19 protein-coding genes are annotated in these 21,755 nt (G+C 41.9%); 11 read left to right on the top strand and 8 right to left on the bottom strand.

From position 1 onward, the window contains the following. Positions 1–181: 181 nt before the first annotated feature. The 3 genes from ACS8FB_RS07420 to ACS8FB_RS07430 all read right to left on the bottom strand — a co-directional run bounded on the left by ACS8FB_RS07420 (position 182) and on the right by ACS8FB_RS07430 (position 3,260). Positions 182–505, bottom strand: coding sequence for an H-NS histone family protein (locus ACS8FB_RS07420; RefSeq protein WP_299217465.1), 324 nt, complete (start codon positions 503–505; stop codon positions 182–184). Between the two features lie 665 nt (positions 506–1,170). Next, a complete protein-coding gene (ssb, locus tag ACS8FB_RS07425) occupies positions 1,171–1,788 on the bottom strand; it encodes a single-stranded DNA-binding protein (protein WP_439261793.1) in 618 nt (205 codons plus the stop codon). A 107-nt stretch (positions 1,789–1,895) separates the two neighbouring features. Then, complete coding sequence (locus ACS8FB_RS07430; protein ID WP_299217471.1) at positions 1,896–3,260, bottom strand: MFS transporter; 1,365 nt, start codon at positions 3,258–3,260, stop codon at positions 1,896–1,898. Between the two features lie 853 nt (positions 3,261–4,113). Between ACS8FB_RS07430 and uvrA the strand changes: the two genes are divergently transcribed. The 3 genes from uvrA (at position 4,114) to ACS8FB_RS07445 (ending at position 9,418) form a co-directional block, all read left to right on the top strand. Then, positions 4,114–7,020 (top strand): excinuclease ABC subunit UvrA, encoded by a 2,907-nt coding sequence (gene uvrA, locus ACS8FB_RS07435; protein ID WP_439261796.1) that lies wholly within the window; start codon positions 4,114–4,116, stop codon positions 7,018–7,020. Between the two features lie 127 nt (positions 7,021–7,147). Further along, positions 7,148–8,992: a P-loop NTPase fold protein gene (locus ACS8FB_RS07440; RefSeq protein WP_439261798.1), complete on the top strand. Its 1,845-nt coding sequence runs from the start codon at positions 7,148–7,150 to the stop codon at positions 8,990–8,992. Positions 8,993–9,067: 75 nt separating this feature from the next. Further along, positions 9,068–9,418: a hypothetical protein gene (locus ACS8FB_RS07445; protein ID WP_439261800.1), complete on the top strand. Its 351-nt coding sequence runs from the start codon at positions 9,068–9,070 to the stop codon at positions 9,416–9,418. 91 nt (positions 9,419–9,509) lie between these two features. Here ACS8FB_RS07445 and ACS8FB_RS07450 read toward each other — a convergent pair whose 3' ends face one another. Continuing rightward, on the bottom strand, positions 9,510–9,791 hold the full coding sequence (locus ACS8FB_RS07450) for a DUF503 domain-containing protein (RefSeq protein ID WP_439261802.1): 282 nt from the start codon (positions 9,789–9,791) through the stop codon (positions 9,510–9,512). A 127-nt stretch (positions 9,792–9,918) separates the two neighbouring features. On the opposite strand from ACS8FB_RS07450, the gene ACS8FB_RS07455 reads away from it, so the two are divergent. The 4 genes from ACS8FB_RS07455 to ACS8FB_RS07470 all read left to right on the top strand — a co-directional run bounded on the left by ACS8FB_RS07455 (position 9,919) and on the right by ACS8FB_RS07470 (position 13,303). After that, a complete protein-coding gene (locus ACS8FB_RS07455; RefSeq protein ID WP_439261803.1) occupies positions 9,919–10,719 on the top strand; it encodes a threonine/serine exporter family protein in 801 nt (266 codons plus the stop codon). A gap of 1 nt (position 10,720) precedes the next feature. After that, positions 10,721–11,173: a threonine/serine exporter family protein gene (locus ACS8FB_RS07460; protein WP_010201359.1), complete on the top strand. Its 453-nt coding sequence runs from the start codon at positions 10,721–10,723 to the stop codon at positions 11,171–11,173. Positions 11,174–11,450: 277 nt separating this feature from the next. Next, the gene (gene gorA / locus ACS8FB_RS07465) at positions 11,451–12,806 is read left to right on the top strand and encodes a glutathione-disulfide reductase (RefSeq protein ID WP_439261806.1); all 1,356 of its coding nucleotides are present in this window, start codon (positions 11,451–11,453) and stop codon (positions 12,804–12,806) included. A gap of 254 nt (positions 12,807–13,060) precedes the next feature. Then, positions 13,061–13,303, top strand: coding sequence for a hypothetical protein (locus ACS8FB_RS07470; protein WP_299217489.1), 243 nt, complete (start codon positions 13,061–13,063; stop codon positions 13,301–13,303). 29 nt (positions 13,304–13,332) lie between these two features. Here ACS8FB_RS07470 and ACS8FB_RS07475 read toward each other — a convergent pair whose 3' ends face one another. Together ACS8FB_RS07475 and ACS8FB_RS07480 are read right to left on the bottom strand one after the other, a co-directional pair. Continuing rightward, a complete protein-coding gene (locus ACS8FB_RS07475) occupies positions 13,333–13,929 on the bottom strand; it encodes a GNAT family N-acetyltransferase (protein ID WP_439261808.1) in 597 nt (198 codons plus the stop codon). A 92-nt stretch (positions 13,930–14,021) separates the two neighbouring features. After that, positions 14,022–15,695, bottom strand: a complete 1,674-nt coding sequence (locus ACS8FB_RS07480; RefSeq protein ID WP_439261810.1) for an FAD-dependent oxidoreductase — start codon at positions 15,693–15,695, stop codon at positions 14,022–14,024. A 376-nt stretch (positions 15,696–16,071) separates the two neighbouring features. Here ACS8FB_RS07480 and truD point away from each other — a divergent pair, with 376 nt between their 5' ends. Continuing rightward, complete coding sequence (gene truD, locus ACS8FB_RS07485; protein ID WP_439261811.1) at positions 16,072–17,349, top strand: tRNA pseudouridine(13) synthase TruD; 1,278 nt, start codon at positions 16,072–16,074, stop codon at positions 17,347–17,349. A 41-nt stretch (positions 17,350–17,390) separates the two neighbouring features. Here the strand turns inward: truD and ACS8FB_RS07490 are convergent, their stop codons facing one another. Next, the gene (locus ACS8FB_RS07490) at positions 17,391–18,917 is read right to left on the bottom strand and encodes a GGDEF domain-containing protein (protein ID WP_439261813.1); all 1,527 of its coding nucleotides are present in this window, start codon (positions 18,915–18,917) and stop codon (positions 17,391–17,393) included. A 350-nt stretch (positions 18,918–19,267) separates the two neighbouring features. Further along, positions 19,268–20,152: a PHP domain-containing protein gene (locus ACS8FB_RS07495; protein ID WP_439261815.1), complete on the bottom strand. Its 885-nt coding sequence runs from the start codon at positions 20,150–20,152 to the stop codon at positions 19,268–19,270. Between the two features lie 189 nt (positions 20,153–20,341). Between ACS8FB_RS07495 and ACS8FB_RS07500 the strand changes: the two genes are divergently transcribed. The 3 genes from ACS8FB_RS07500 (at position 20,342) to ACS8FB_RS07510 (ending at position 21,743) form a co-directional block, all read left to right on the top strand. Then, a complete protein-coding gene (locus ACS8FB_RS07500) occupies positions 20,342–20,893 on the top strand; it encodes an inner membrane-spanning protein YciB (protein WP_299217503.1) in 552 nt (183 codons plus the stop codon). Positions 20,894–20,988: 95 nt separating this feature from the next. Beyond that, positions 20,989–21,318 carry a YciI family protein gene (locus ACS8FB_RS07505; protein ID WP_439261817.1) on the top strand — a complete coding sequence of 110 codons (330 nt, stop codon included), beginning with the start codon at positions 20,989–20,991 and terminating at the stop codon, positions 21,316–21,318. Then, positions 21,315–21,743, top strand: a complete 429-nt coding sequence (locus ACS8FB_RS07510; RefSeq protein ID WP_439261819.1) for a hypothetical protein — start codon at positions 21,315–21,317, stop codon at positions 21,741–21,743. The genes ACS8FB_RS07505 and ACS8FB_RS07510 overlap by 4 nt, the downstream gene beginning before the upstream one ends. Positions 21,744–21,755 lie beyond the last annotated feature (12 nt).

Raw genomic sequence — 21,755 nt, forward strand, 5'->3', positions numbered from 1 at the left:
CTATTACCTATAGATGACAGCAAAAAAACCAGTATCTTTAAGCAAAGATACTGGTTTTTAGAATCTAATCAGCTGAGTGGTATTATCGCTCTATTATATAACTCGTTTATAAATAGCTCGTACAACTAATGCAATATAATAATCACATTCACTATAAACACATGGTCAGATTAAAGTAGATTTATACAGCAAAATCTTCAAGATCACGACCCGCTGCCAATGCATCCACCAACCATGTAGGCTTACGACCACGGCCAGTCCAAGTTTCTTGATGATTGTCAGTATTACGATATTTAATACTACGTTTCTTTTCTAACTTCTCACCAGCTTTTAAGATTTCTTCAATTGTACTATTACTATCTTCCGCGATTTTTTCAAACTGCATATACGCATCATATAAACGCTGATGCTGTTTTTGGGTAATAAGTTGTTGGGCATTCTCAGTGATAGCACGTAGCTCGTCTACATCTAGATTATCTAAATCAATTGTCTTGTTCTTATTCATAATAACCTCAGTCTTAAAAATAGAGATAAGCTCAATATGGTTTTACAACCTATTAAGCGAAGGATAGGTATTTAGCAATACTGCTTTAACACTATTATTGTCTTTTGAAATTACCCATCAAACCAGAAATAAAATAGATCGATTTGATTTATGTGATAATTTTCGCTGTCTGATTAACTAGCGATAGCAACTGTGCGAGATTAACATAATTTTATTGTTTAATGAATAAATAAATATCAATAATATTGTTCAAGTTTTTTAATAGTTAGGTATGACATTGTCATGAAGACATGAAAAGTCGTATTTTTATACAATAACTATATCTTACATAAAAAATTTTTTATAGACATAAGTTTATTTAGGATAGTAATTCTGTATTCTTACTATTTTTCATATAAACAGTGAGTTTTGATATCAGGTTTAAACGATTGGTTTGAGGTAAGGCGATGCGTTAGACATTTAATCATTTAGTCATGATATTTTATTTGTATTATTTTTTCTTAGCTAATCTATACCTTACACTTCTTTATGATATAAAAACTTCATTTAAGAGACACTATTTTCTTTTAAAATTGAAACACCTATAAAAAACATTGCACATTAAAAAGAGCCTATCGATATAGGCTCTTTTTAATGTTTTTCTACCCTATTAGTTCAGGTATATCCTAGAATGGAATGTCATCATCGACAGGACCATCTGGCATTGCGGTAGGTTTTTGTGTTGGCGCTTGATTTGGTTGATTAAACTGGTTTTGCTGAGCAGGTGCGCTTTGGTTGTTAAAACTGTTTTGTTGGCCACCTTGAGCTGCTACGCCGCCCGCCTGATTATAACCACCTTGTTGATTATTGGCTTGTTGACCAAAGTTGTTTTGGTTGTTTTGTCCGCCTTGATTACCATAGCCGCCACCTTGGTTTTGACCACCAAAGTTATTGTTATCTTGACCACCACTTGCGCCATCTAGCATTTGCATTTGTTCAGCACGAATTTCAGTAATGTAGCGATCTTGGCCATTTTGATCTTGATATTTACGCGTACGCAAACTGCCCTCAATATAGACCTTACTGCCTTTACGAAGATATTGCGCGGCAATCTCTCCTAAACGGTTAAATAAAGCAATACGGTGCCACTCTGTCGCTTCTCTTTTTTCACCGCTTTGTTTGTCTGTCCATTGCTCTGACGTTGCAACCGAAATATTGGTCACGCTACCGCCATTGTTAAATTGACGTGCCTCAGGGTCTGCTCCAAGGTTACCGATAATGATAACTTTATTAACTCCGCGCATGATACCGTCCTTTTACTTATGAATAATTTAATGAATCGTACAAGCTATTATTGATTGAAACCAATTCATACTATCAGTAATTTGATTTTACTTTAACCAATTTTTGTTTAAATATCTAGGGGGCTTTGTGCCAAATGCGACAGCTCTTGTCGCGAAGTATCTGTCAGCTGGGTCTTGTCTAGCTTAAGATACGCTACTTGCTCCTTTGCCATCACGACCAGCTCATCGACACCATCTACTGCCAACACCTGCCGCGACCAATTTTGTATGTCGATATTTTTGGGGATGGTGACGGTCGTACTCGACAAGTAAGGCGGCTGCGCAATCGGAATAATGATCAGCAGAGCTGCGCCCATAATAAGTGCTAGTATGCCCCACGCCAATAAATTTGGCTGTGTCAATAGTAAGCCGCCCATGGCCCCGCCAACAAAAGCTCCAAAAAACTGACTGGACGAATTAAGTCCCATTGCCGTCGCTTTATTTGCCACTGGCGCGCGCTTAGATATCCAAGACGGAATGGTAGCCTCAAGTAAATTAAAACCCATGAAGTAGAACAACAAACCTAGGATAATCCCGACTCCCAGTTGACTGCCCAAGGCCAATAATGCAAGCGCCGCCGTCATCAAGACAATCGCGCCCAAAAATACTTGACGCATTTTGCGTTTCTTTTCGGCGATGATAATAAAGGGAATGGCCACGGCAAAGCCGATAAATAATAGCGGTAAATACACCAAGCCCTGCTGACGTACTGATAGACCTAATACGTCAGAGAGCTGGTGCGGTAAAATCACAAAGATCGCTGTCATGGTCAGATGTAGGGCAAAGATACCGATATGCAAACGGTTTAAATCGCCAATTTTTAACACGCTTACCAACTGCTGACCAATCGATTTATTGTCTAAATTATGCTTGAGCACACGTAGCGGCGTCGGTACGACAAAAAGTAGCATCATTGCTAAAACCGCAAAACCCGATGTCAGCCAAAACAGGCCTGAAATACCAAGCGAACCCACCAGTAGTGGGCCAAAGGCAAAAGCGAGCATAATGGAGGTGGCGATGGTCAATCCCATCGTTGCCATTGCTTTAGTGCGCATCTCTTCTCGTGTCACATCAGCTAACAATGCCATCAGCACCGCCGAGACCGCACCGCTCCCTGCCAGCGCCCGGCCGATAATAACCTCATAAATATCTGTCGCGTTGGCCGCGATGATACCGCCCAAAGCAAATAATATCAGACCCAAAAAGATAATCGGCTTACGCGGGAATTTATCGGCAGCAAGGCTCATCGGTATCTGAAAAATCGCTTGCCCAAGCCCATAAATACCAACGGCCAAACCAATCAAAAACGGCGTGGCATGGGCATAGTTGTCACCATATACAGAGAAAACAGGCACAATCATAAACAAGCCAATCATCCGCAAGGCAAATATACCACCGACCCCGAGAATTGCCCGTTTTTCTACGCTATTCATACTTGCCTCACTGATATTATCATCGCTGATCTGACCTTTTTGTCTGACTGTCGATTATATAGCGCCATCGATACAGGCTCATGCGATCAGCTTCACTTGTCAATCAAGCCCCACAGTATAAAACATTCGCTACTTGGTTGCCGAAACTTTTACCTTTTCAATAACGTGCCCTATAGTTAACCCTCTTCAAAAGACAATCAACCATAGGCTGCTATTTGCAACTTGCTTATTTTACTAGACAGTTTTGTTACTAAGTGCATCTAATGCGCAGTCATACCTTGAATAATGTCATCTGAATGACAATAAAGTAAAACGTCATACAAAATATGATAAAAAACTCTCTAAATAGAAAAACCTCATATATGTAAGCAATGTTATCGTAATCTGTATTGCCCAGCGCTTAAAAAGGCTTAAAAACATAGATGCGATCTACTGATGAAAGAATTTACTCATATATCTTTAACGCAAGTCTATCTTTTTAAAATATTAACTGGTTACCTGATACTGATTTTAAAACTGACATAAATATCAGAAAACAACAAAAACTTAGCCAACAAGTAACTGTTTCACTAATTCTATTTAATCTAGACTTTTGTTAATTTTTAACATTAACGGTTTTATAAATAGAATGACATAATATGTGAATGCACAGTTGATACAGCTGTTTTTATGAACACCACTATAAAACTTTATAACTTATCATTAAACGTATCGTATTTAAATGAAGTAGCCTATGGCTATTAACATACCGATTTCATTTAAAGCTTACTATATATCACTTACTTTAGGTTTTATAACCATACGCACATAGTTTTTTTAATAACGCTTTTAGAAAATAGGAAACCTGTAACCGATGGCAAATGACCACATTGCAATACGCGGCGCACGCACTCACAATCTAAAAAACGTTGATCTCGATATTCCACGTGACAAATTCGTGGTAATTACTGGCTTATCTGGCTCAGGAAAGTCATCTTTGGCTTTTGATACGCTATATGCTGAAGGACAGCGTCGCTATGTCGAGAGTCTGTCCGCCTACGCCCGTCAGTTCCTCTCACAAATGGAAAAACCAGAAGTCGATAGCATTGAGGGTCTCTCTCCTGCTATTGCCATTGAGCAAAAATCAACCAACCATAACCCACGCTCAACAGTCGGTACGATTACTGAGATCTACGATTATCTACGCCTGCTCTATGCGCGTATCGGTACGCCATACTGTCCTGAACATGGTGAGCCGATGGTCGCACAATCGGTGACAGAAATGGTTGATCAGGTGATGGCATTGCCTGTTGATACCAAGCTAATGATTCTGGCACCAGTGGTTCGTGAGCGTAAAGGCGAGCATACCGTATTGCTTGAGCAGCTGATTGGGCAAGGTTTTGTGCGCGTGCGCGTCGATGGTGATGTCTATGATACAGACGAGCTACCAACGCTTGATAAAAAGAAAAAACATACTATTGAGGTTGTGGTTGATCGCTTTAAAGTCCGTGATGACTTAGGTAACCGCGTCGCTGAAAGTCTCGAGACTGCTCTGCGCTTGGGTCAAGGTTTGGTTACGCTGCACTTTATGGATGGCAATCCAAAAGAAGGTGGCGATGAAAACCAAGTCATGTCGTCCAAGCACTCATGCCCTGTCTGTGATCGAGCAGTGCCTGAGCTTGAGCCGCGGATGTTTAGTTTTAACAATCCATACGGTGCTTGCCCAAGCTGTGATGGTTTGGGTAAACGTCAATATTTTGCCGCTGAAAAACTGATTACCCATCATGAAAAATCGCTCAACCAAGGTGCGATCAACGGTTGGGACAAGCGTCATGCCTATTATTTTGGCCTGCTCTCTACTGTCTGCAAGCACTTTGACATTGATATGGATACGCCTTGGCAAGACCTGAGCAAAGCGCAACAGGACCTTATTATGCATGGTTCAGGTAAAGAAAAGCTCTCCTTTAACTTTACCGATGAGCGTGGTCGTAAGACCAACAAGACGGTACCATTTGAAGGCGTATTGCCCTATCTTGAGCGTCGTTATGCCAAGACCCAAAGTAACCTTGTGCGTGATGAGCTGGCAAAGTATCTGGCTGACACTACCTGTAATGTCTGCGATGGCGCGCGTCTCAATGAAATCTCACGCAACGTGCGTGTCGATGAGCAAACCATCGCTGAGATCGTTAAGCTATCTATCGGTGATGCTGCTGATTATTATAAGACCTTAAAGATTGGCGGTCATAAAGGCGAAGTCGCAGAAAAAATCTTTAAAGAGATTAATGAGCGCTTAAACTTCCTCGTCAGTGTCGGGCTAGATTATCTGACCCTTGCTCGCTCTGCCGAGACGTTATCAGGCGGTGAAGCGCAGCGTATCCGTCTTGCCAGCCAAATCGGAGCGGGGCTGATGGGCGTGATGTATGTACTCGATGAGCCGTCAATCGGTCTGCATCAGCGTGACAATGATCGCTTGCTCAAAACCTTAACTCGTTTGCGAGATTTGGGCAATACTGTCCTTGTCGTCGAGCACGACGAAGACGCCATACGTCAAGCCGATCACGTCATCGATATCGGTGTCGGTGCGGGCGTACACGGCGGTCACATCATCGCGCAAGGTACGATCGATGAGATCATGGCGACCCCAGACTCGCTGACCGGACAATATATGTCTGGTGAGAAAAAAATTGAAATTCCTACCATTCGTCATAAGGCTAAAACAGTAGAAGTTGAAGCTAAAGGTAAAGCCAAACCCAAAAAAGTACCAATGACGATTGAGCTAAAAGGCGCATCCGGCAATAACCTACATGATGTAGATTTGACCATACCCGTTGGCATCATGACTTGTGTCACTGGTGTCTCAGGCTCAGGCAAATCAACTTTGATCAACCGTACCTTGATGCCGATCGCCGCCACGCAGTTAAATAATGCTTCTACCCTTATTGCAGATAAGCATGAAAGTATCAGTGGCCTTGAGCACTTGGATAAAATGGTCGATATCGATCAAAGCCCAATCGGTCGTACGCCGCGCTCAAACCCTGCAACTTATACAGGCGTCTTTACCCCTGTACGTGAAATGTTCGCCCAAACACAAGAAGCCCGCGCGCGTGGTTATAAGCCAGGTCGCTTTAGCTTCAATGTAAAAGGCGGACGCTGTGAGATGTGCCAAGGCGATGGCCTCATCAAAGTTGAGATGCACTTTTTGCCTGATATGTATGTGCCGTGTGATACCTGCGAAGGCAAACGCTATAATCGCGAAACCTTAGAGATTCATTATAAAGGCAAAAGCATCGCTGAAGTGCTCGATATGACCGTTGAAGATGCCACTGATTTCTTCTCAGCGATCCCAGCGATCTATCGCCGTCTACAAGCACTCATGGATGTCGGTCTTGGTTATATTCGCTTGGGTCAGTCTGCGCCGACGCTGTCTGGCGGTGAAGCACAGCGGGTCAAACTGGCGCGTGAGCTTGCCAAACGCGATACCGGACAGACGCTGTATATCTTGGACGAGCCGACCACGGGTCTGCATTTTCATGATATCGATAAGCTGCTCAATATCTTGCATGCGCTACGTGATAAAGGTAATACTATCGTGGTCATCGAGCACAATCTTGACGTTATCAAAACGGCGGATTGGGTGATTGATCTAGGCCCTGAAGGCGGTAAAGGTGGCGGACTCATCATCGCGAAAGGCACACCTGAAGAAGTGGCAGAAGTGAAAGGCTCGTATACGGGTGAGTTCTTAAAGCCGATGCTAAAGCAAGCGATGAAAGAAGTGAGTTAATTAGGTAATAGTTAGAGAATGATTGAAAGGCTACTCCTTCGGGAGTGGCCTTTTTTTTGTTGGGTGGGGTTTTAGATTTAGTGCTAATATAATTATTATTCTAAGAACATCTGTAAGGTTATCAGCAATGGCAAATGTCGAAAATATCGAGAAGAGAATTTTAAAATTAGTTGATACTGACAGTCCTTGTGCTATTGCGTTAACTGGTGAATGGGGAGTTGGTAAAACGCACTTATGGAAAAAAATTCGTGATGAAAATAAAAAAGTCTTTGCTGGAAAAAAGTATGCTTACATTTCTTTGTTTGGTTTAGATTCGCTAGAGAGTCTCAAATTAGCCATTGCTACTGAAGTGCATATAGAAGCAGCTGATGACTCACTGTTAAACGTTGATGTCTCAAAACATCTTAAGAAGTTATTTGGCTTTGTTGGTGGAGGAAGTGCTGGTACCTCAGGCGATATGCGCTTTGGTATTAATATTGGCAATAAACTCGTTACCAATATCATTATGTCTCATCTAAAAAATACATTAGTTTGCTTAGATGATATAGAAAGGAAGTCAGATAGTTTACCAATTTCAGAAATATTGGGTTTGGTTAATTATTTAAGAAATGAGCGTAAATGCCAAGTATTGATGATAGCGCATGACGAAGAGTCAGAAGATAAAAAGTATTTTGACAAATATAAAGAAAAGGTATTTGATGAAGTCCTAACTTTAGATGACTCGTTATCAATTATTAAAGATCCAATTAGTAATGTCGAGACATTCCCTATCTACGAAAAATTCTATCAGACTATGGGCGTCAAGAACTTGCGTTTTTATCAGACCGTACAAGACAATTACGAGCAAATAACTAAGCATTCTAATTCTTTATCGCAGCTGAGTAAGGAAGAAATACTTAAACAGTTATTAATTATAACATCTGTACATGATATGCCTGATTTACTCGGTATTGACATGGAGCTATTTCAAACATACTTCTCTAGTTATAATTTAGACAAGCGTTTTGAGGCCAGAAGATTTAGTAGTAAAGAAGAGGTGTTAGAATTAGAAAATAGAATTGAGAAAGCACAGAAAACTATAGAAAAGTTTCATAAAAAATTTAGACTAGAAAGCTGGGCTAATGTTGTTATTGATGCACTTACAAACTTAAGTATAGATGAAGATATTTTTGGAAGGCTAGCAGAAAGAGATTTGTTAGAACATACTAGACTAGATATAGAAAGACGGCTGTTTGATTTAGACGTTGAATTCCGAAGTTTAGTACCTAAAACCGACTATAATCAACGGCTTTTTCAAGCGGTAAAAGACGGTATATATACGCAAAATTTAAATACCTTAAGTCGTCATTGTAATGCGTTGAGATATAACGGTGAACCAGCTCTATCAGATGAACTGATTGACTTAGTAAAAACCTTCATCCACTCTAAAGTCTCCCAAGACGCTAACAATTACAACGAATCTTACTGGTATCCATCAGGAGTCGATAATGATGATATTTTTTATGACCATCTTAGTAAAGCTTTATCATCTTGCTCTTCTAATATAGACAATAAAAATAAATATTATAGATTGTTCGATGATTATTTCCATAATAAAATTTATGATGAGAAATCTTTTGACCACGATCTTTTAAATATAAACAAATCAGAACTCAAGGATATCCTATGGAAATCACTAAGCGATGAGAGAGATCGAAAGTCATATATTGCTCATGTTTTACGTTATCCATTATTTAGACACCGTGTGATTTCTTTAGATTTTAAAGTAGATTTGAGTACCCTACCATGGAAGTATTCAAACAAGCATATAAGCTTGGTAATTATTCTCAGCATTCCCATTTATGTCATCAAGAAAGATATACTACGCCGATGGATATTAGAGTTGCTACAAGAGAAAATAGAAGAAAACCCTAATAGTCGTGCGCCAATTGAAATGTGGTTGAAAGCCACAGATAACTTAAATATTATCTAGCAGCTGACCATACAGTTTTTTAATTTGTGTTAATTGTCATGTAATTCATTCAACATACATAATATAGAGGTTAGAATGGGTCCTGACCCAAGTGACGGTATCATCACTAACATCGATAGAACATTAGGTATCGTCTACGTTCAAGATACATACGAAGATACAATGTTCCACTATGAATTATGTAGTTATAGAGGCAAGGATATCTTATTGGTAGGCACTAAAGTCGCGTACTATAAACTTTATAACGAAACCCCAATAGCAGTTGCATTATTTACTACAAAAGAATTAGATAATACTGAAACATTTGAGAGCCATGATGAAAAATACCATGATTTAAGTCGTTTTAAGATTTCCAAGTATAAATTTTTATTCTTTGGAATATGTTTTCTATTAGGTATTATTTTAGGATTACTCGAATTATTTTAAATTTTACAAGTAAGCTGAGGATGAATAAATAAGAAAATATAGATCAATCGTAATGCTTAATTAATAATATTAATCTCAAATCCCACTTAATTTAGATAAACTCCCGCTCAACATTCATCATTCGCGCATCTACCATACGTTCTATTTTCTCCTCGATTTGACTACACTGCGATTCGACCTCTCGTTTGGACAGTCCAACGATCACAAACGTCCACTCGCTGGCATCATGCCGATCACGCTCGCCGCTCTCACAGACCGCCACGCTTGGCGTATTGCCAAATCGTGCATGTAACCCGCCCATCCGTTGGCGTTTTTCTTTGAGTGAGCTACAGCCAGGTAGCGCAAAAGTCAGCGTTAAGATAGCGATATGCATTTTATGCTCCTTACCAAAAAAGTTTATACTTTATAGTAGCATCAAATATAATGTCCGATAATGCCTGCGCGTCATCTAGACCCTTTATAATAGCGTACCAATACCAACCAACATACGTATCTCGCCCATGACCTCTATCAGCTACGTACAGCAGCAGCGCATCACTCGACTATGCGTGCGCTGCGGATTACTTCTTATGCAGTACGGCGCTGAGTCTGCCGTGGTGGTGGACTTGTCTAAACGTTTGGGATTTGCTTTGGGGATGAGCAGCGTAGAATGTTCGCTTAACTTTAATGCCATTACCTTGACGACCATCTGTAATGAGCGCTGTATCACCACTACCAGAGACACCATCAATCAAAGCATTAATGTCAATTTGCTGGTACAAATCCAGCAGATCGTTAATAAAACCGAAGCCGATAGAAATACTGACAAGCTAAAGTCTGAGCTGACTGACCGCACCACCCATGCCTTTGATGAGTTAGATAAAACGGTTTATCCAACATGGCTAGTAGGCATATTTGTTGGTGCATCTTGTGCCGCGTTTGCCAATCTTAATGGTGGCAGCTTATCGATTACCGCCGTGACCTTTATCGCGGGCATGGTAGCGATGTTTACGCGCATTTATTTAGCCAAGCATCATTTTAATCCTTTTATTACCGTCATTGTGACGGCTTTTATCGCCTCTTTAATTGGCGCGACAACCTATTATTTTGATATTGGTAATAATGCCGATATTGCGGTTGCCTCTAGCGTTTTGCTACTGGTGCCAAGCTTTCCTTTGATTAATTCTTTCTCAGACATTCTAAAGGGCTATGTCAATATCGGCGTTGGACGTGCCGTGTTTACGTATATGTTGACTTTGTCAGCGTGCGTTGGCATCGTGATGGCACTGGTTTTATTGCAAATACAGCACTGGGGGTTTTGACATGTGGTTCATTGAAACCGTGGTGCTGTCATGTATTATTACCCTTGGTTGGACGCTGATGTTTAGCGTACCCAAACGCTACATTTTGCCGTGTTTGCTGATGACTGCGTTTGGCTTTGGGCTAAAAACAGCGCTTGTCTATCAGCACGTACATCTGGTGGTTGCCAGCTTTTTTGGCGCGATGCTTGCCAGCTTTTTGGGTGTTTATTTTTCTAAAAAATATACCCTACCACCCAAGGCTCTTATTTCGCCAAGCGTCATCTGTATGATGCCAGGCATCGCCGCTTATAAGGCGATGGTCAGTATGGTACAGATCGGTTATTTTGGCTTCTCAGACGAGTTATTTAGCCAAATGATGGTGTATTTGTTTGAGGCCCTGTTTGTGACCTCAGGATTGGTACTGGGCTTGTCTATTCCCGGACTGTTATTTTATAGACGGCGCGCCATTGTCTAAATAGATTTAAATGGTGTCTATTTTACTTAAAGACTTTTATAAATTGAGCCTTAGCTCTCAACTTGGGTGAAATGTTGGGCTAAAACCCAGCCTACGCCAATAAAAATAAGAAAAATAAATAATTGAGATTGGATTATTAATGCTACTTGGCACGCCTTAAGCATGAAAAAACTTGTAAGATGTATTCTCATACCCATTACAGTAAAGTTCACAATAAAACTAAAAAACAATCGCGTTCATACTATTCATCGCAAGCATTGATTAAAGAGACTTAACCATGACAAAACATTATGACTATACCGCCATTGGTGGCGGTAGCGGCGGCATTGCCTCAATCAACCGCGCGGCAAGCTATGGCAAAAAATGCGCTATTATCGAAGCGGAGCAGTTAGGCGGTACTTGCGTCAATTGGGGCTGTGTGCCCAAAAAGGTCATGTGGTACGGCGCGCAAGTGGCCGAAGCCATCGAAAAATATGCGCCTGATTACGGTTTTGATGTCGAGTTAAAGGGCTTTGATTTTCAAAAGCTAGTCAACAGTCGCCAACAATATATCCAAAACATTCACCGCGCTTATGATAATAACTTGGCCAAAAATGGCGTGGAAGTGATAAAAGGCTTTGCCAAGTTTGTCGATACCAATACGGTCGAAGTCAATGGCGAGCATATCACGGCTGATCATATTTTGATCGCAACGGGCGGTCATCCTATTAAACCAAATATTAAAGGTGCAGAATACGGTATTGATTCTGACGGTTTTTTTGCCTTAAATGCTTTGCCAAAACGGGTAGCCATCGTCGGGGCAGGATATATCGCCGTTGAAATCGCTGGCGTGCTCAACAGCTTGGGTGCTGAGGTGCATCTGTATGTCCGTCAACACTCGCCGCTACGCTCCTTTGACCATACCATCGTGGAGACCTTGCTGATAGAGATGGAGCAGGATGGCATTCAATTGCACACCGATACCACACTAACGGAAGTCCATAAAAAAGAAGATGGCTGTTTAGAGTTATTTACCAAAGACGGCGCTCTTGATACCGTAGATTGTTTGATTTGGGCGATTGGTCGCGCGCCTTCTACTGACGGTATTAACTTGGAAGTGACAGGTGTAGAGACGACTGATAACGGTAAAATCAAAGTCGATAAGTTCCAAAATACCAACGTTGAGGGCATTTACGCAGTCGGTGACATTATCGAAAACAGCATTGATTTGACCCCTGTTGCTATCGCGGCGGGTCGTAGACTATCTGAGCGCTTGTTTAATGACAAAACCGATGAGCATTTGGTTTATGACTTGATACCGACGGTTATCTTTACCCATCCGCCTATTGGCACGATTGGCTTGTCTGAGATTGATGCGGTCAATCACTTTGGTAAAGACAACATTAAATGCTATACCTCAACATTTACTTCTATGTATAGCGCCGTGACTCAGCACCGCCAAAAGTGCGTGATGAAACTGGTGTGCTTAGGCGAAGATGAAAAAGTCATCGGCTTGCACGGCATTGGCTTTGGTGTCGATGAGATGATTCAAGGCTTTGCGGTGGCGATCAAGATGGGCGCGACCAAGGCTGACTTTGACAATACGGTCGCTATTCATCCTACTGGTTCAGAAGAGTTTGTGACGATGCGTTAATTTGTTAGATATAATCAATCCACTATAAAATAAATACAGTGTTACTGGGATAAATTTTGCGCAGCCTCTGTCAGCGTAGACACAGCAAGCAAGTAAAATTTATATCAGTGACACGTTATAATGTTTGGACTCTTTTTATTTAAGACTAATGATAGTAATAGCAAAAAGGCTGTTCTTTATAGAATAGCCTTTTTTATTGCCTATTTTTGATTTAGCGTAGCGTCAGATACAGACAGCACAATCATGATACTGCTATGATGCGCTTAATAGAAGCCGTTTGTGAGATGACTGTGTGGCAAGTATACCTCTATATTTTACCAATTGGCCTTGGGATTATGACGTTGGCAGCAAGCTTACTGTGCTTGTTTGCATACCTCATGTCGGATGACAATGCCACGCGTCTGCCAGCTTTTAACTGGTTTAAGCGTTTAATTATTGTGGCATTTATTCTACTAAGCGTTGGGCTGTTTATGACCTTTGGGCATTTTTGGGGTTAGCTCAAGTCTGTTACAATTAAAGCCAACCTTTATGAGCTAACGATTTTCTCTAATTCTAATAATGCTAAGTCTTGACGCTTCGGTTCGCCATTATTGCCGTCATCTGGGAACGGCATCTCGTTACCATTCAACTGATAGCCGCGGCGCTGATAATAAGCCAATAGCTCGGGGCGATGACTTAAAATAGACATGGTCAGACGACTTGGTTGATCATTACCTTGTAGATGCCGCTCTGCAAAAGTCTCAGCTGCCTCTAATATCACATTTCCCACACCGCACCCTTGCAAGTCTGGATGTACCGCAAACATACCAATATAGGCTTTTTCATTTGCGTCAGCGTCGATTTTCATGTCAACGGCAATACAACCCAACAGCTCGTCAGTTTCATCGCCATCCTGAGCGCCAGTCGTCGTTTTTGGATAAACGAACAGATAATGTTGTGGGTTATCAATAATGCTCGCCAGCTCAGACTGAGTAATACGAATGCCACCGACCAAGTCGGCTTCATTGGTCCAGCCTGCTGTTTCTCGATAACAGCGATTTAACAACTGCTCAATTGCGCCAATATCATCCGCTTTTGCTTGCCGTAAAAACACAGCGTCTTTGTTTAGAAGGTTATTATTCATCTTATAAGGTGTCCTTTTATTATTGCTATATAAAAAAGCTGACTTGGATAACCAAGCCAGCTTTAATAGTAAACCTTATGTGCCTTTAAATGCTAGCGCGATAATGCTTGGGCCTGCTCGATAATATCGAATCCAGTATTGATCTGCGCGCGCGTCGGCGCGTGACCACGACGCAGCAGCTCACTAAAAGCGACCAACTCTTTATCACGCCCTAAAGTACTTGCAGCACTTGCACGAGTATCTTCTCCCTCATCATCGAAGTAGTACTCGATATAATCGAGCGTGTCAGGCGAGCCAAGTAAGATATTATTATCTGGTGAGGCTGCATGTCCGCTGTAGCGTAGGCTCTTGCCATATTGCATCGTCCAGAAGAAAGGAATGCGCGCTTCTAACGAATTGACATTATCATCGTTTAATATCGCTGCCGCTGTGACCATGCCATGCTGTAAAGCCACGCGCCAATGTTCGATACGCATACGTCCCATCTGACCGGATGCTTTTGCAATGTCGCCAAGCGCATAAACCCCATCGCGCAGCTGCAGATGACTGTCGACTTGCACACCATCTGGATCATTCACCTCGTTTAAAACCTCTGTACGCGGTGCCACGCCCGTACCCAAAATCACAATATCGGTATCGATATGCTCGCCATTGGCAAGCGTCACACCGCCTACTTGTGAAAAGGTTTTATCATGTTTAGGATGCTCAGCCTTACTTTCAACTTTAGTGATTTTATTGACAGTGGCATTAAACACAAAGTTTATGCCGTTGTCTTTATGCAGCTTAATCAACGCATTGCTTACGGTTTTTGATACGATATTGCCCATTACCCGATCGTCCTGTCCAATCACCGTGATCGAAGCGGTCGTACCTGCTTGTGCCAATGCAGAAGCAACCTCCATACCGATAAAGCCTGTACCCACAATCACCACACGCTGATCATGACTGGCCGCTTTAATCAACTTGGCATCCTCCATGCTACGCAAGGTATAAACGCCATCCAAATCAGCTCCTGTGATAGGCGGTATGTTTGGCTCAGCACCTGTCGCTACCACTAAAAAATCTGCAGTCTGTCGCTCACTATTGCCGCTATCATTGGTGATAACGACGGTAGACTCATTGGGTAGTACTTCGCTAACCGTTTGATTGAGGCGTAAATCGATATCGTTATCACTGGCCCACTTTGCACCGCATAGTAACAGCTTGTCTTCCTCCATATTCCCCGCTAAAAAGGCTTTTGATAATAAAGGACGATTATAAGGGGCTTTATTTTCTTTGCTGATCAAGGTAATCTTGCCACCATAGCCCGTATGACGCAGCTGATTGGCCGTCATAAACCCTGCACCGCCACCACCAACGATAATAGTATGAGTATCGATCAGCTTGTCATTGTCCAAGTTTTGATTCATTTTTGCTGAGGTATCGACGCTCAAGCTCTCGCCCTCATCTGTCAGCTGATATTGAGTCAATCCGCGCATGGCAACTGGCTCTAATAGCGTCCCATCACGATTGTCAAAAGTTGCATGATGCCAAGGACAGACGACTCGACTACCGCAGCGCAACCCTGTGCCCAAATCTGCGCCAGCATGCGGACACTTGCCATCAAAGGCAAAAAACTCATCCTCATCGCGAGTGATTAAAATGATACTATCATCATCTTGTTTATATGATTTCATGCCACCATTTGGAATATCAGATTTATTGATGGTCACGATATTCTCGGTATGAATGTTATTATCGGCTAGGTTGTTATTCATCTGGCTCATAGGTCATCCTTAACAGTTATAATTATGTTCTGTATAAAACGTACCGTAATGGTCGATATACTTTAAAAGAGACAAGGTTACTGCGAACTACCGAGCGTGACTAAGATGATTTTTACAAAGCTTCTGTCAGCGTAGGCACAACAAGTGAGGAAAATTTGTACCAGTAACGCACTATAATATCCTGTATCCATTTTAGTTTGTATCGACTATACATTTAAAAAACAGCTCTATTGATAGTAACAAGCCCACTTAACGTACGCTGTTTATTTGTACGTTCGCTGCGTTGCAAAACGTAACTGATTAATATTTACTAGCTCTAATTAATTGGCCTTACCCTTTCAACCCAAAACTTACCATTAAAATACAAGACCACTTTATGACTTCTCAAGATAACTATAAAAAAACGACAGATAACTTTAATGCTCAATCTGCCTTAGCTCAATCTGACTTAGACAGTCAGCCAACTCATAACGAGCAGCTTGATATCGCAAGCTTTGATATCGCAAGTTTCGATATCAAAGCGGCGACAGATACCGAGCAGCTCCCTCAGCCCATACTGCCACCTTTAAAGCAGGCAACCTACAAAACATATAACACAGACTTTATCGTTAACGAGATATTGCCGATTGACTTCACTGGCGAAGGCGAGCATCTATGGTTACATATCAAAAAGTCCGGTGTAAATACTGCTTATTTAGCCAAATTACTGTCCGAGTGGGCAGAGATTCCATTACGTGATGTTGGTTATTCAGGACTCAAAGACCGCCATGCACTGACAACGCAGTGGTTTAGCCTGCGGATACCCAAAAAGCAATTGCCAGAGACTAAATTTGCACCAATAGATATCGGTGACAACGAATCAGTCACCATCCTTACGCAGCACTGGCACAATAAAAAGCTTAATCGCGGTACACATAGGGCTAATCAATTTATTATCACCTTGCGAGATATTGAATTGGAAGATAACGATAAGTCGTCTGTAGAGCAGCATTTGCAAAATATCAGCGCAACTGGCGTACCCAATTACTTTGGTCCGCAGCGTTTTGGATGGCATGGTAATAATATAACAGAGGCGTTAAGGCTGTTCGCACGCCCAGCACCAAAAGATCGTCCGCAAACAAAAAAGAGTAAACGTAAACGTGCGCCGCGTGAGCAACACACGATGGAGTTGTCTGCCGCGCGTAGTTTACTATTCAATGAGATATTGGCAGCCAGAGTACGCGACGGCAGTTGGAATACCGGACTTACCGGTGAAGTATTTAACTTAGATGGCTCAGGCTCGATATTTGCTAGTGAAGAGGTAGACGAGTCGCTACGTGCGCGTGTTGCCAGTGGGGATATTCATCCAACTGGTGTGCTGTGGGGCGTAGGTAACGATAAAGTCAGCGGCATAGCAGCCCAGCTCGAAAACGATATAGTACAGTGCAATCCATTATTAGCACAGCTAGCAGTGGGTCTAGAAAAACGCGACGTCAAAGCCCAACGACGAGCACTACGATTACCCGTTGAAGCGATGCGTTGGACGTGGCAAGAGGAACAAACAGATGGTAAGCAAACGCTCGTATTAAATTTTACTTTGACGACTGGCAGCTTTGCTACTAGTGTACTGGCAGGTTTGGTACAACAGCTAAGCAGCTCATCATCGAAGGTGTAAGGCTTTGTAGCTTTGTACTAAGTTATCCTGTTCATAACCGATTATGCATCTGTTTTTTGGCCGCTGGTTTTTTGACTGCTGTATAACTGCCCAATGCTGTCTTTTGCTACTGTCATCTCGTTGGCACTGACCACTTGATTGCGACCACGATCTTTGGCTTCGTACAATGCTTTGTCTGCGACTCTAATCAAACGCTGACAAATATCACTAGGCAACTGAGCATATCGCAGCTCTGACACTGGTATAGATGCGCGTTTGCTCTTACGAGACTTAATTGTCGGCAGCTTCGATAATGATGATGTCGCCACTGTTTCTTTGGATTTTATGGATGCATATCTTTGTCTGATGCAGGCGCGCTCAGCATGAGTCAAGGTATAAAGCCCTAGACTCGCCGTTATCTTAAAGCTTAGATTATGGTCTATTTGAAACACATGGGTAGCAATATCGCAACGCAGCTGTTCGGCAATAGCCATCGCTAGATCATGCGCTATATCAGGCAGAACAATTAAAAATTCCTCACCTCCATAACGACTGACAATATCAGTCTCAGTGAGCTTGTCTGTCAATATATTTGCAACTTCTTTTAATACATGATCGCCGACATCATGACCGTAATTGTCATTGATGTCTTTAAACAAATCTAAATCGAGTAAGATAACAGTATAGTCTTGGCTTTTAGTGAGTTTAGCGAGCGTTTGACGCATTTTAGTGAGGCCGCAGCGGCGGTTTTTCAGACCTGTCAGCTCATCATGATTGGCATGCTGCACGATTTGTTTTTTGCTATTGTCCAAAATTAGTAGCAGCGTACTAAAAATATATACCATAAAAATGGCTTTGGGCAACGCTAAATACATATGCGTCACACGCCAAAAGAATACTGAGGAGCGCCGAATCTCATTGATACTATCCCAGCTAAGCGTACCATCTTGAAAAATAGTGGCTTCTATCGCATTCTCAATACTTGTCATCTCGCTATAGGTTTGATAACTGTACGTACCAAGCGGTAATGAGGGGATATTTAGTTGGCGCATGCTAGGTAAAGTCACACCCAAATAAGGCAAAATCGCCATCAGGACAATCAAATAAACTTGAATCAAGAACGCATACCAAATGTAACGCCGGCGTACTAGCATCATCGCAAGCATCGTACCGCCAACGAGCGATACACCTGAGACTAAACTGCTGTGACCCATTACCAAAACGACAACGGCAATATATAACCCATATACACAAATGAGTACGATTTGCCAATTATGTAGGCGCTTAGAGTCGTCTCTAATATGAGATAAGTGACCTACCATCCAGCAAAAAAATATCCCTATGAGCGTTATAACAGCCCATATGGGATACAAGAGAGCCATGTCCACATAGCCCTCTAGTGCCTCTTGTCGTAACCAAACAAACAGACACCATAACCAATGCATGGTGATTTCCATCACGATGAATATGGCTAACAATGATGCTCTATCCGCAGCTTGCCACTCAAAAATCATCTGAGAGAGTTTTTTGTAGCCTGCCCGGTATATCGGTGTAACCATATACGCGTTACCACGTGCATATTTGTTCATTCTGTCATCAAGACCAATACAAACGTTGTGGTTTGTAAATAGGTGCTAACAGACTGATAGATGAGTTTAAAGTAACAAAGGTCTTGTGCCTTGATTACTACATTAGTACTGAACTTAGGATATGGCAGATGACGATACTTATTGGTTTAAATCTTAAACGTTTGATATGCATTACAATTTTAAATAAGCCGTCGATTGACGCAGCACTATACTCGTTTTTGTGAACGTAATTCTTACCTATATAATTCTAGTATGTTTATTATTGATTTTGGCAACTTTCAAATCATTTGGCAATATTATTGTTGTCAATGGTCTCTATATACGACATATGGTTAATAACTGTCCAATAATCAATGATTGCTATGTTGAAAAAGTTGCCAAACGCCACGCTGTTCAGTTGACAGGGTTGGCACGTCTCCAATACGGCGCCATGGCATATTGCTACCGTGAAAGTCGCTGCCAATTGAAGCCATAAGTCCATGTTCAGCGATACTACGATCAACCATTCTTCGGGTACTGATAGGCTCACTAGTTGCTGGCAACTCACAAGCATCGCCGCCAAGCTCAGCGAACTCAGCGATAAGCTTACGTACGCGCGTGGCTGACAGTTGATAGCGCGTTGGATGTGCAAGAACTGCTTTACCGCCGCATGCATGAATCAGCTCAATACCTCTCGCCATACTAAGTGCGTCAATCGCGACGTAAGCGGCTTTATTGTCGGCCAAATATTTATCAAAGGCTTTTTGTACGGTCTTGACATCACCGCGCTCAAACAACACCTGACCAATATGCGCTCTTCCAACCGCTTGCGAGTTACCACCTGCTTTATCGAGTATCGCTTGCCATAGCTCCTCATAGTCGGTATCTAATAGTTCACTCAGCTTTTCGGTAATTCGTTGACCACGAGTGGCACGGCTGTCTTGTAGCTGCTGTAGCGTTGCATGCATTCTATCTAAATCGGTAAAATCAAGCCCGACGATGTGAATGATCTTGTTGGTCGATTTATTTTTGCCATAACCGCCAGTTAGCGTATGTTCGCAGCTGATTTCAACACCATTAATAAGTGTCATTCCGCACGCTGTGGCTGTCGCTCTAGCTTCATCAATACCTAGTAGCGTATCGTGATCCGTCAATGCCAACACATCGACACCAGCTGCGTGCGCACGCTGTACAACATCTGCTGGAGCATAAGTACCGTCTGAACAGGTACTGTGACAATGTAAGTCGATTTTCATAACGTTAACCTTAGATGTTGATCAAATATATGGGTTTATAAAGGGCCAATAATGGCTTAATAGAAAACAATAACAAGATTGTCTAGCACTTATACTTATTATCAATATGTTTATGATGTTGATTGCTTTTTTTTGCCTCAGTAGACGTGTAAACTACTCACTACGTTTTTGTTGGACATTCCACTTGTTATGAAAGCATTACTAGACTTCATTCCTTTGATTGCTTTTTTTGTTACTGCTCGTCAAAGTGGTATTTTGGCAGCAGCAGGCGCTTTGCTTATTGCAACTATCGTTGTTTATGCTATTCACTTTGTGCGTCAAAAAGGCAAATTTGATAAACAGCAATGGGTTGTATTAATACTGACCATTTTATTTTGTGGGGGTACGCTACTTTTGCGTGATGATATTTATCTGCGTTGGAAATCGCCGATTATCAACGGTATCTTTGCGTTAACGCTGATTATCAGTGCTGCGATTAATAAACCCTTGATGCAGCTTGCCATGAAAGAGGTCTTTTCGCTTACTATGAGTGGCTGGAAAAAGCTTACTATCGCTTGGGCACTGTTCTTCGCCTTTATGGGCTTTTTACATTATATCACGGCATTCACGATGTCTGATGAGGCATGGATTAACTTTAAGACCTATGGCTGGATTCCGATTATGCTGGTGTTTGTTGTCGCTCAATTTGCGGTATTAAAAAAGCATTTAAATCCAGCTTTAACTGATAAGTCTGCAAAATAAAAAAGTATTGCGATAATAACCAACCCTTATTGTCAAATTGACATTATCATTATAAATCATCATTTTTTATTTTTACTATTCATAAAGGAAGGGTCATGTCCTTATTTGCCATCATCGGTCACGACGTCGCCAATAGTACAGCACAGCGTCAAATCACCCGCGCTGAACATGTTGAGCGCTTACAGCGGTTAATTCAAGAAAACCGTCTTATTATCGCAGGCCCTACGCCTATCGAGCACGGTTTAGAGGCGATGTCAGGTAGCCTAATTATCGCTGACTTTGACTCTTTAGAAGCAGCGCAAGCATGGGCAAACGATGAGCCGTATTTACGGGATGGCGTATACAGTCACGTAGATATCAGACCCTTTATCCATACCTTACCAAAAGCAGATGATAACGCCTCGAATAAAGTAGTAAAGTCGTGAATCAGCGAATATCCTTATCAAAAAATCGCCGCTATCAACATGGCCTGGCTAGTACGTTTTTGCTCATCGCCATGTCAGCGCATGCGGCGCCATCAGTGAGCAATACTGATTCCGTAGCAACGTCGTCTGCCACCAATCAAAACACTTCTGTCCAGTCAACATCAGACCAAACATTGTCAGCTAGCAATACTTTAGCCGCACAAATTCAGCCTTCAGATAAAGCCTTATCTGAGGCCAATCAAGCGCTACTTAGTCGCAATGCGCAACTGCAAAGACAAGTAAATGATTTGCAGACACAAGTAAACGTTTTGGTTTATGAGAGCAAAGGTCAATTGTTTTTATACGGTGCGTTTACTGTTTTGATGAGCTTGCTTGTCGGTATTTTTATCTCATGGCTGGTGTTTGTCCGCCGTGAGCGCTGGTAGCTCTTTGTTATT

The organism is Psychrobacter sp. 1U1, assembly GCF_051847535.1.
GTDB lineage: Bacteria > Pseudomonadota > Gammaproteobacteria > Pseudomonadales > Moraxellaceae > Psychrobacter > Psychrobacter saeujeotis.

What these genes read in the sequence shown, in the direction of transcription:
- ACS8FB_RS07420 (WP_299217465.1), bottom strand. Translation starts at nt 505, where the DNA reads ATGAATAAGAACAAGACAATTGATTTAGATAATCTAGATGTAGACGAG.
- ssb (WP_439261793.1), bottom strand. Translation starts at nt 1,788, where the DNA reads ATGCGCGGAGTTAATAAAGTTATCATTATCGGTAACCTTGGAGCAGAC.
- ACS8FB_RS07430 (WP_299217471.1), bottom strand. Translation starts at nt 3,260, where the DNA reads ATGAATAGCGTAGAAAAACGGGCAATTCTCGGGGTCGGTGGTATATTT.
- uvrA (WP_439261796.1), top strand. Translation starts at nt 4,114, where the DNA reads ATGGCAAATGACCACATTGCAATACGCGGCGCACGCACTCACAATCTA.
- ACS8FB_RS07440 (WP_439261798.1), top strand. Translation starts at nt 7,148, where the DNA reads ATGGCAAATGTCGAAAATATCGAGAAGAGAATTTTAAAATTAGTTGAT.
- ACS8FB_RS07445 (WP_439261800.1), top strand. Translation starts at nt 9,068, where the DNA reads ATGGGTCCTGACCCAAGTGACGGTATCATCACTAACATCGATAGAACA.
- ACS8FB_RS07450 (WP_439261802.1), bottom strand. Translation starts at nt 9,791, where the DNA reads ATGCATATCGCTATCTTAACGCTGACTTTTGCGCTACCTGGCTGTAGC.
- ACS8FB_RS07455 (WP_439261803.1), top strand. Translation starts at nt 9,919, where the DNA reads ATGACCTCTATCAGCTACGTACAGCAGCAGCGCATCACTCGACTATGC.
- ACS8FB_RS07460 (WP_010201359.1), top strand. Translation starts at nt 10,721, where the DNA reads ATGTGGTTCATTGAAACCGTGGTGCTGTCATGTATTATTACCCTTGGT.
- gorA (WP_439261806.1), top strand. Translation starts at nt 11,451, where the DNA reads ATGACAAAACATTATGACTATACCGCCATTGGTGGCGGTAGCGGCGGC.
- ACS8FB_RS07470 (WP_299217489.1), top strand. Translation starts at nt 13,061, where the DNA reads ATGATGCGCTTAATAGAAGCCGTTTGTGAGATGACTGTGTGGCAAGTA.
- ACS8FB_RS07475 (WP_439261808.1), bottom strand. Translation starts at nt 13,929, where the DNA reads ATGAATAATAACCTTCTAAACAAAGACGCTGTGTTTTTACGGCAAGCA.
- ACS8FB_RS07480 (WP_439261810.1), bottom strand. Translation starts at nt 15,695, where the DNA reads ATGAGCCAGATGAATAACAACCTAGCCGATAATAACATTCATACCGAG.
- truD (WP_439261811.1), top strand. Translation starts at nt 16,072, where the DNA reads ATGACTTCTCAAGATAACTATAAAAAAACGACAGATAACTTTAATGCT.
- ACS8FB_RS07490 (WP_439261813.1), bottom strand. Translation starts at nt 18,917, where the DNA reads ATGAACAAATATGCACGTGGTAACGCGTATATGGTTACACCGATATAC.
- ACS8FB_RS07495 (WP_439261815.1), bottom strand. Translation starts at nt 20,152, where the DNA reads ATGAAAATCGACTTACATTGTCACAGTACCTGTTCAGACGGTACTTAT.
- ACS8FB_RS07500 (WP_299217503.1), top strand. Translation starts at nt 20,342, where the DNA reads ATGAAAGCATTACTAGACTTCATTCCTTTGATTGCTTTTTTTGTTACT.
- ACS8FB_RS07505 (WP_439261817.1), top strand. Translation starts at nt 20,989, where the DNA reads ATGTCCTTATTTGCCATCATCGGTCACGACGTCGCCAATAGTACAGCA.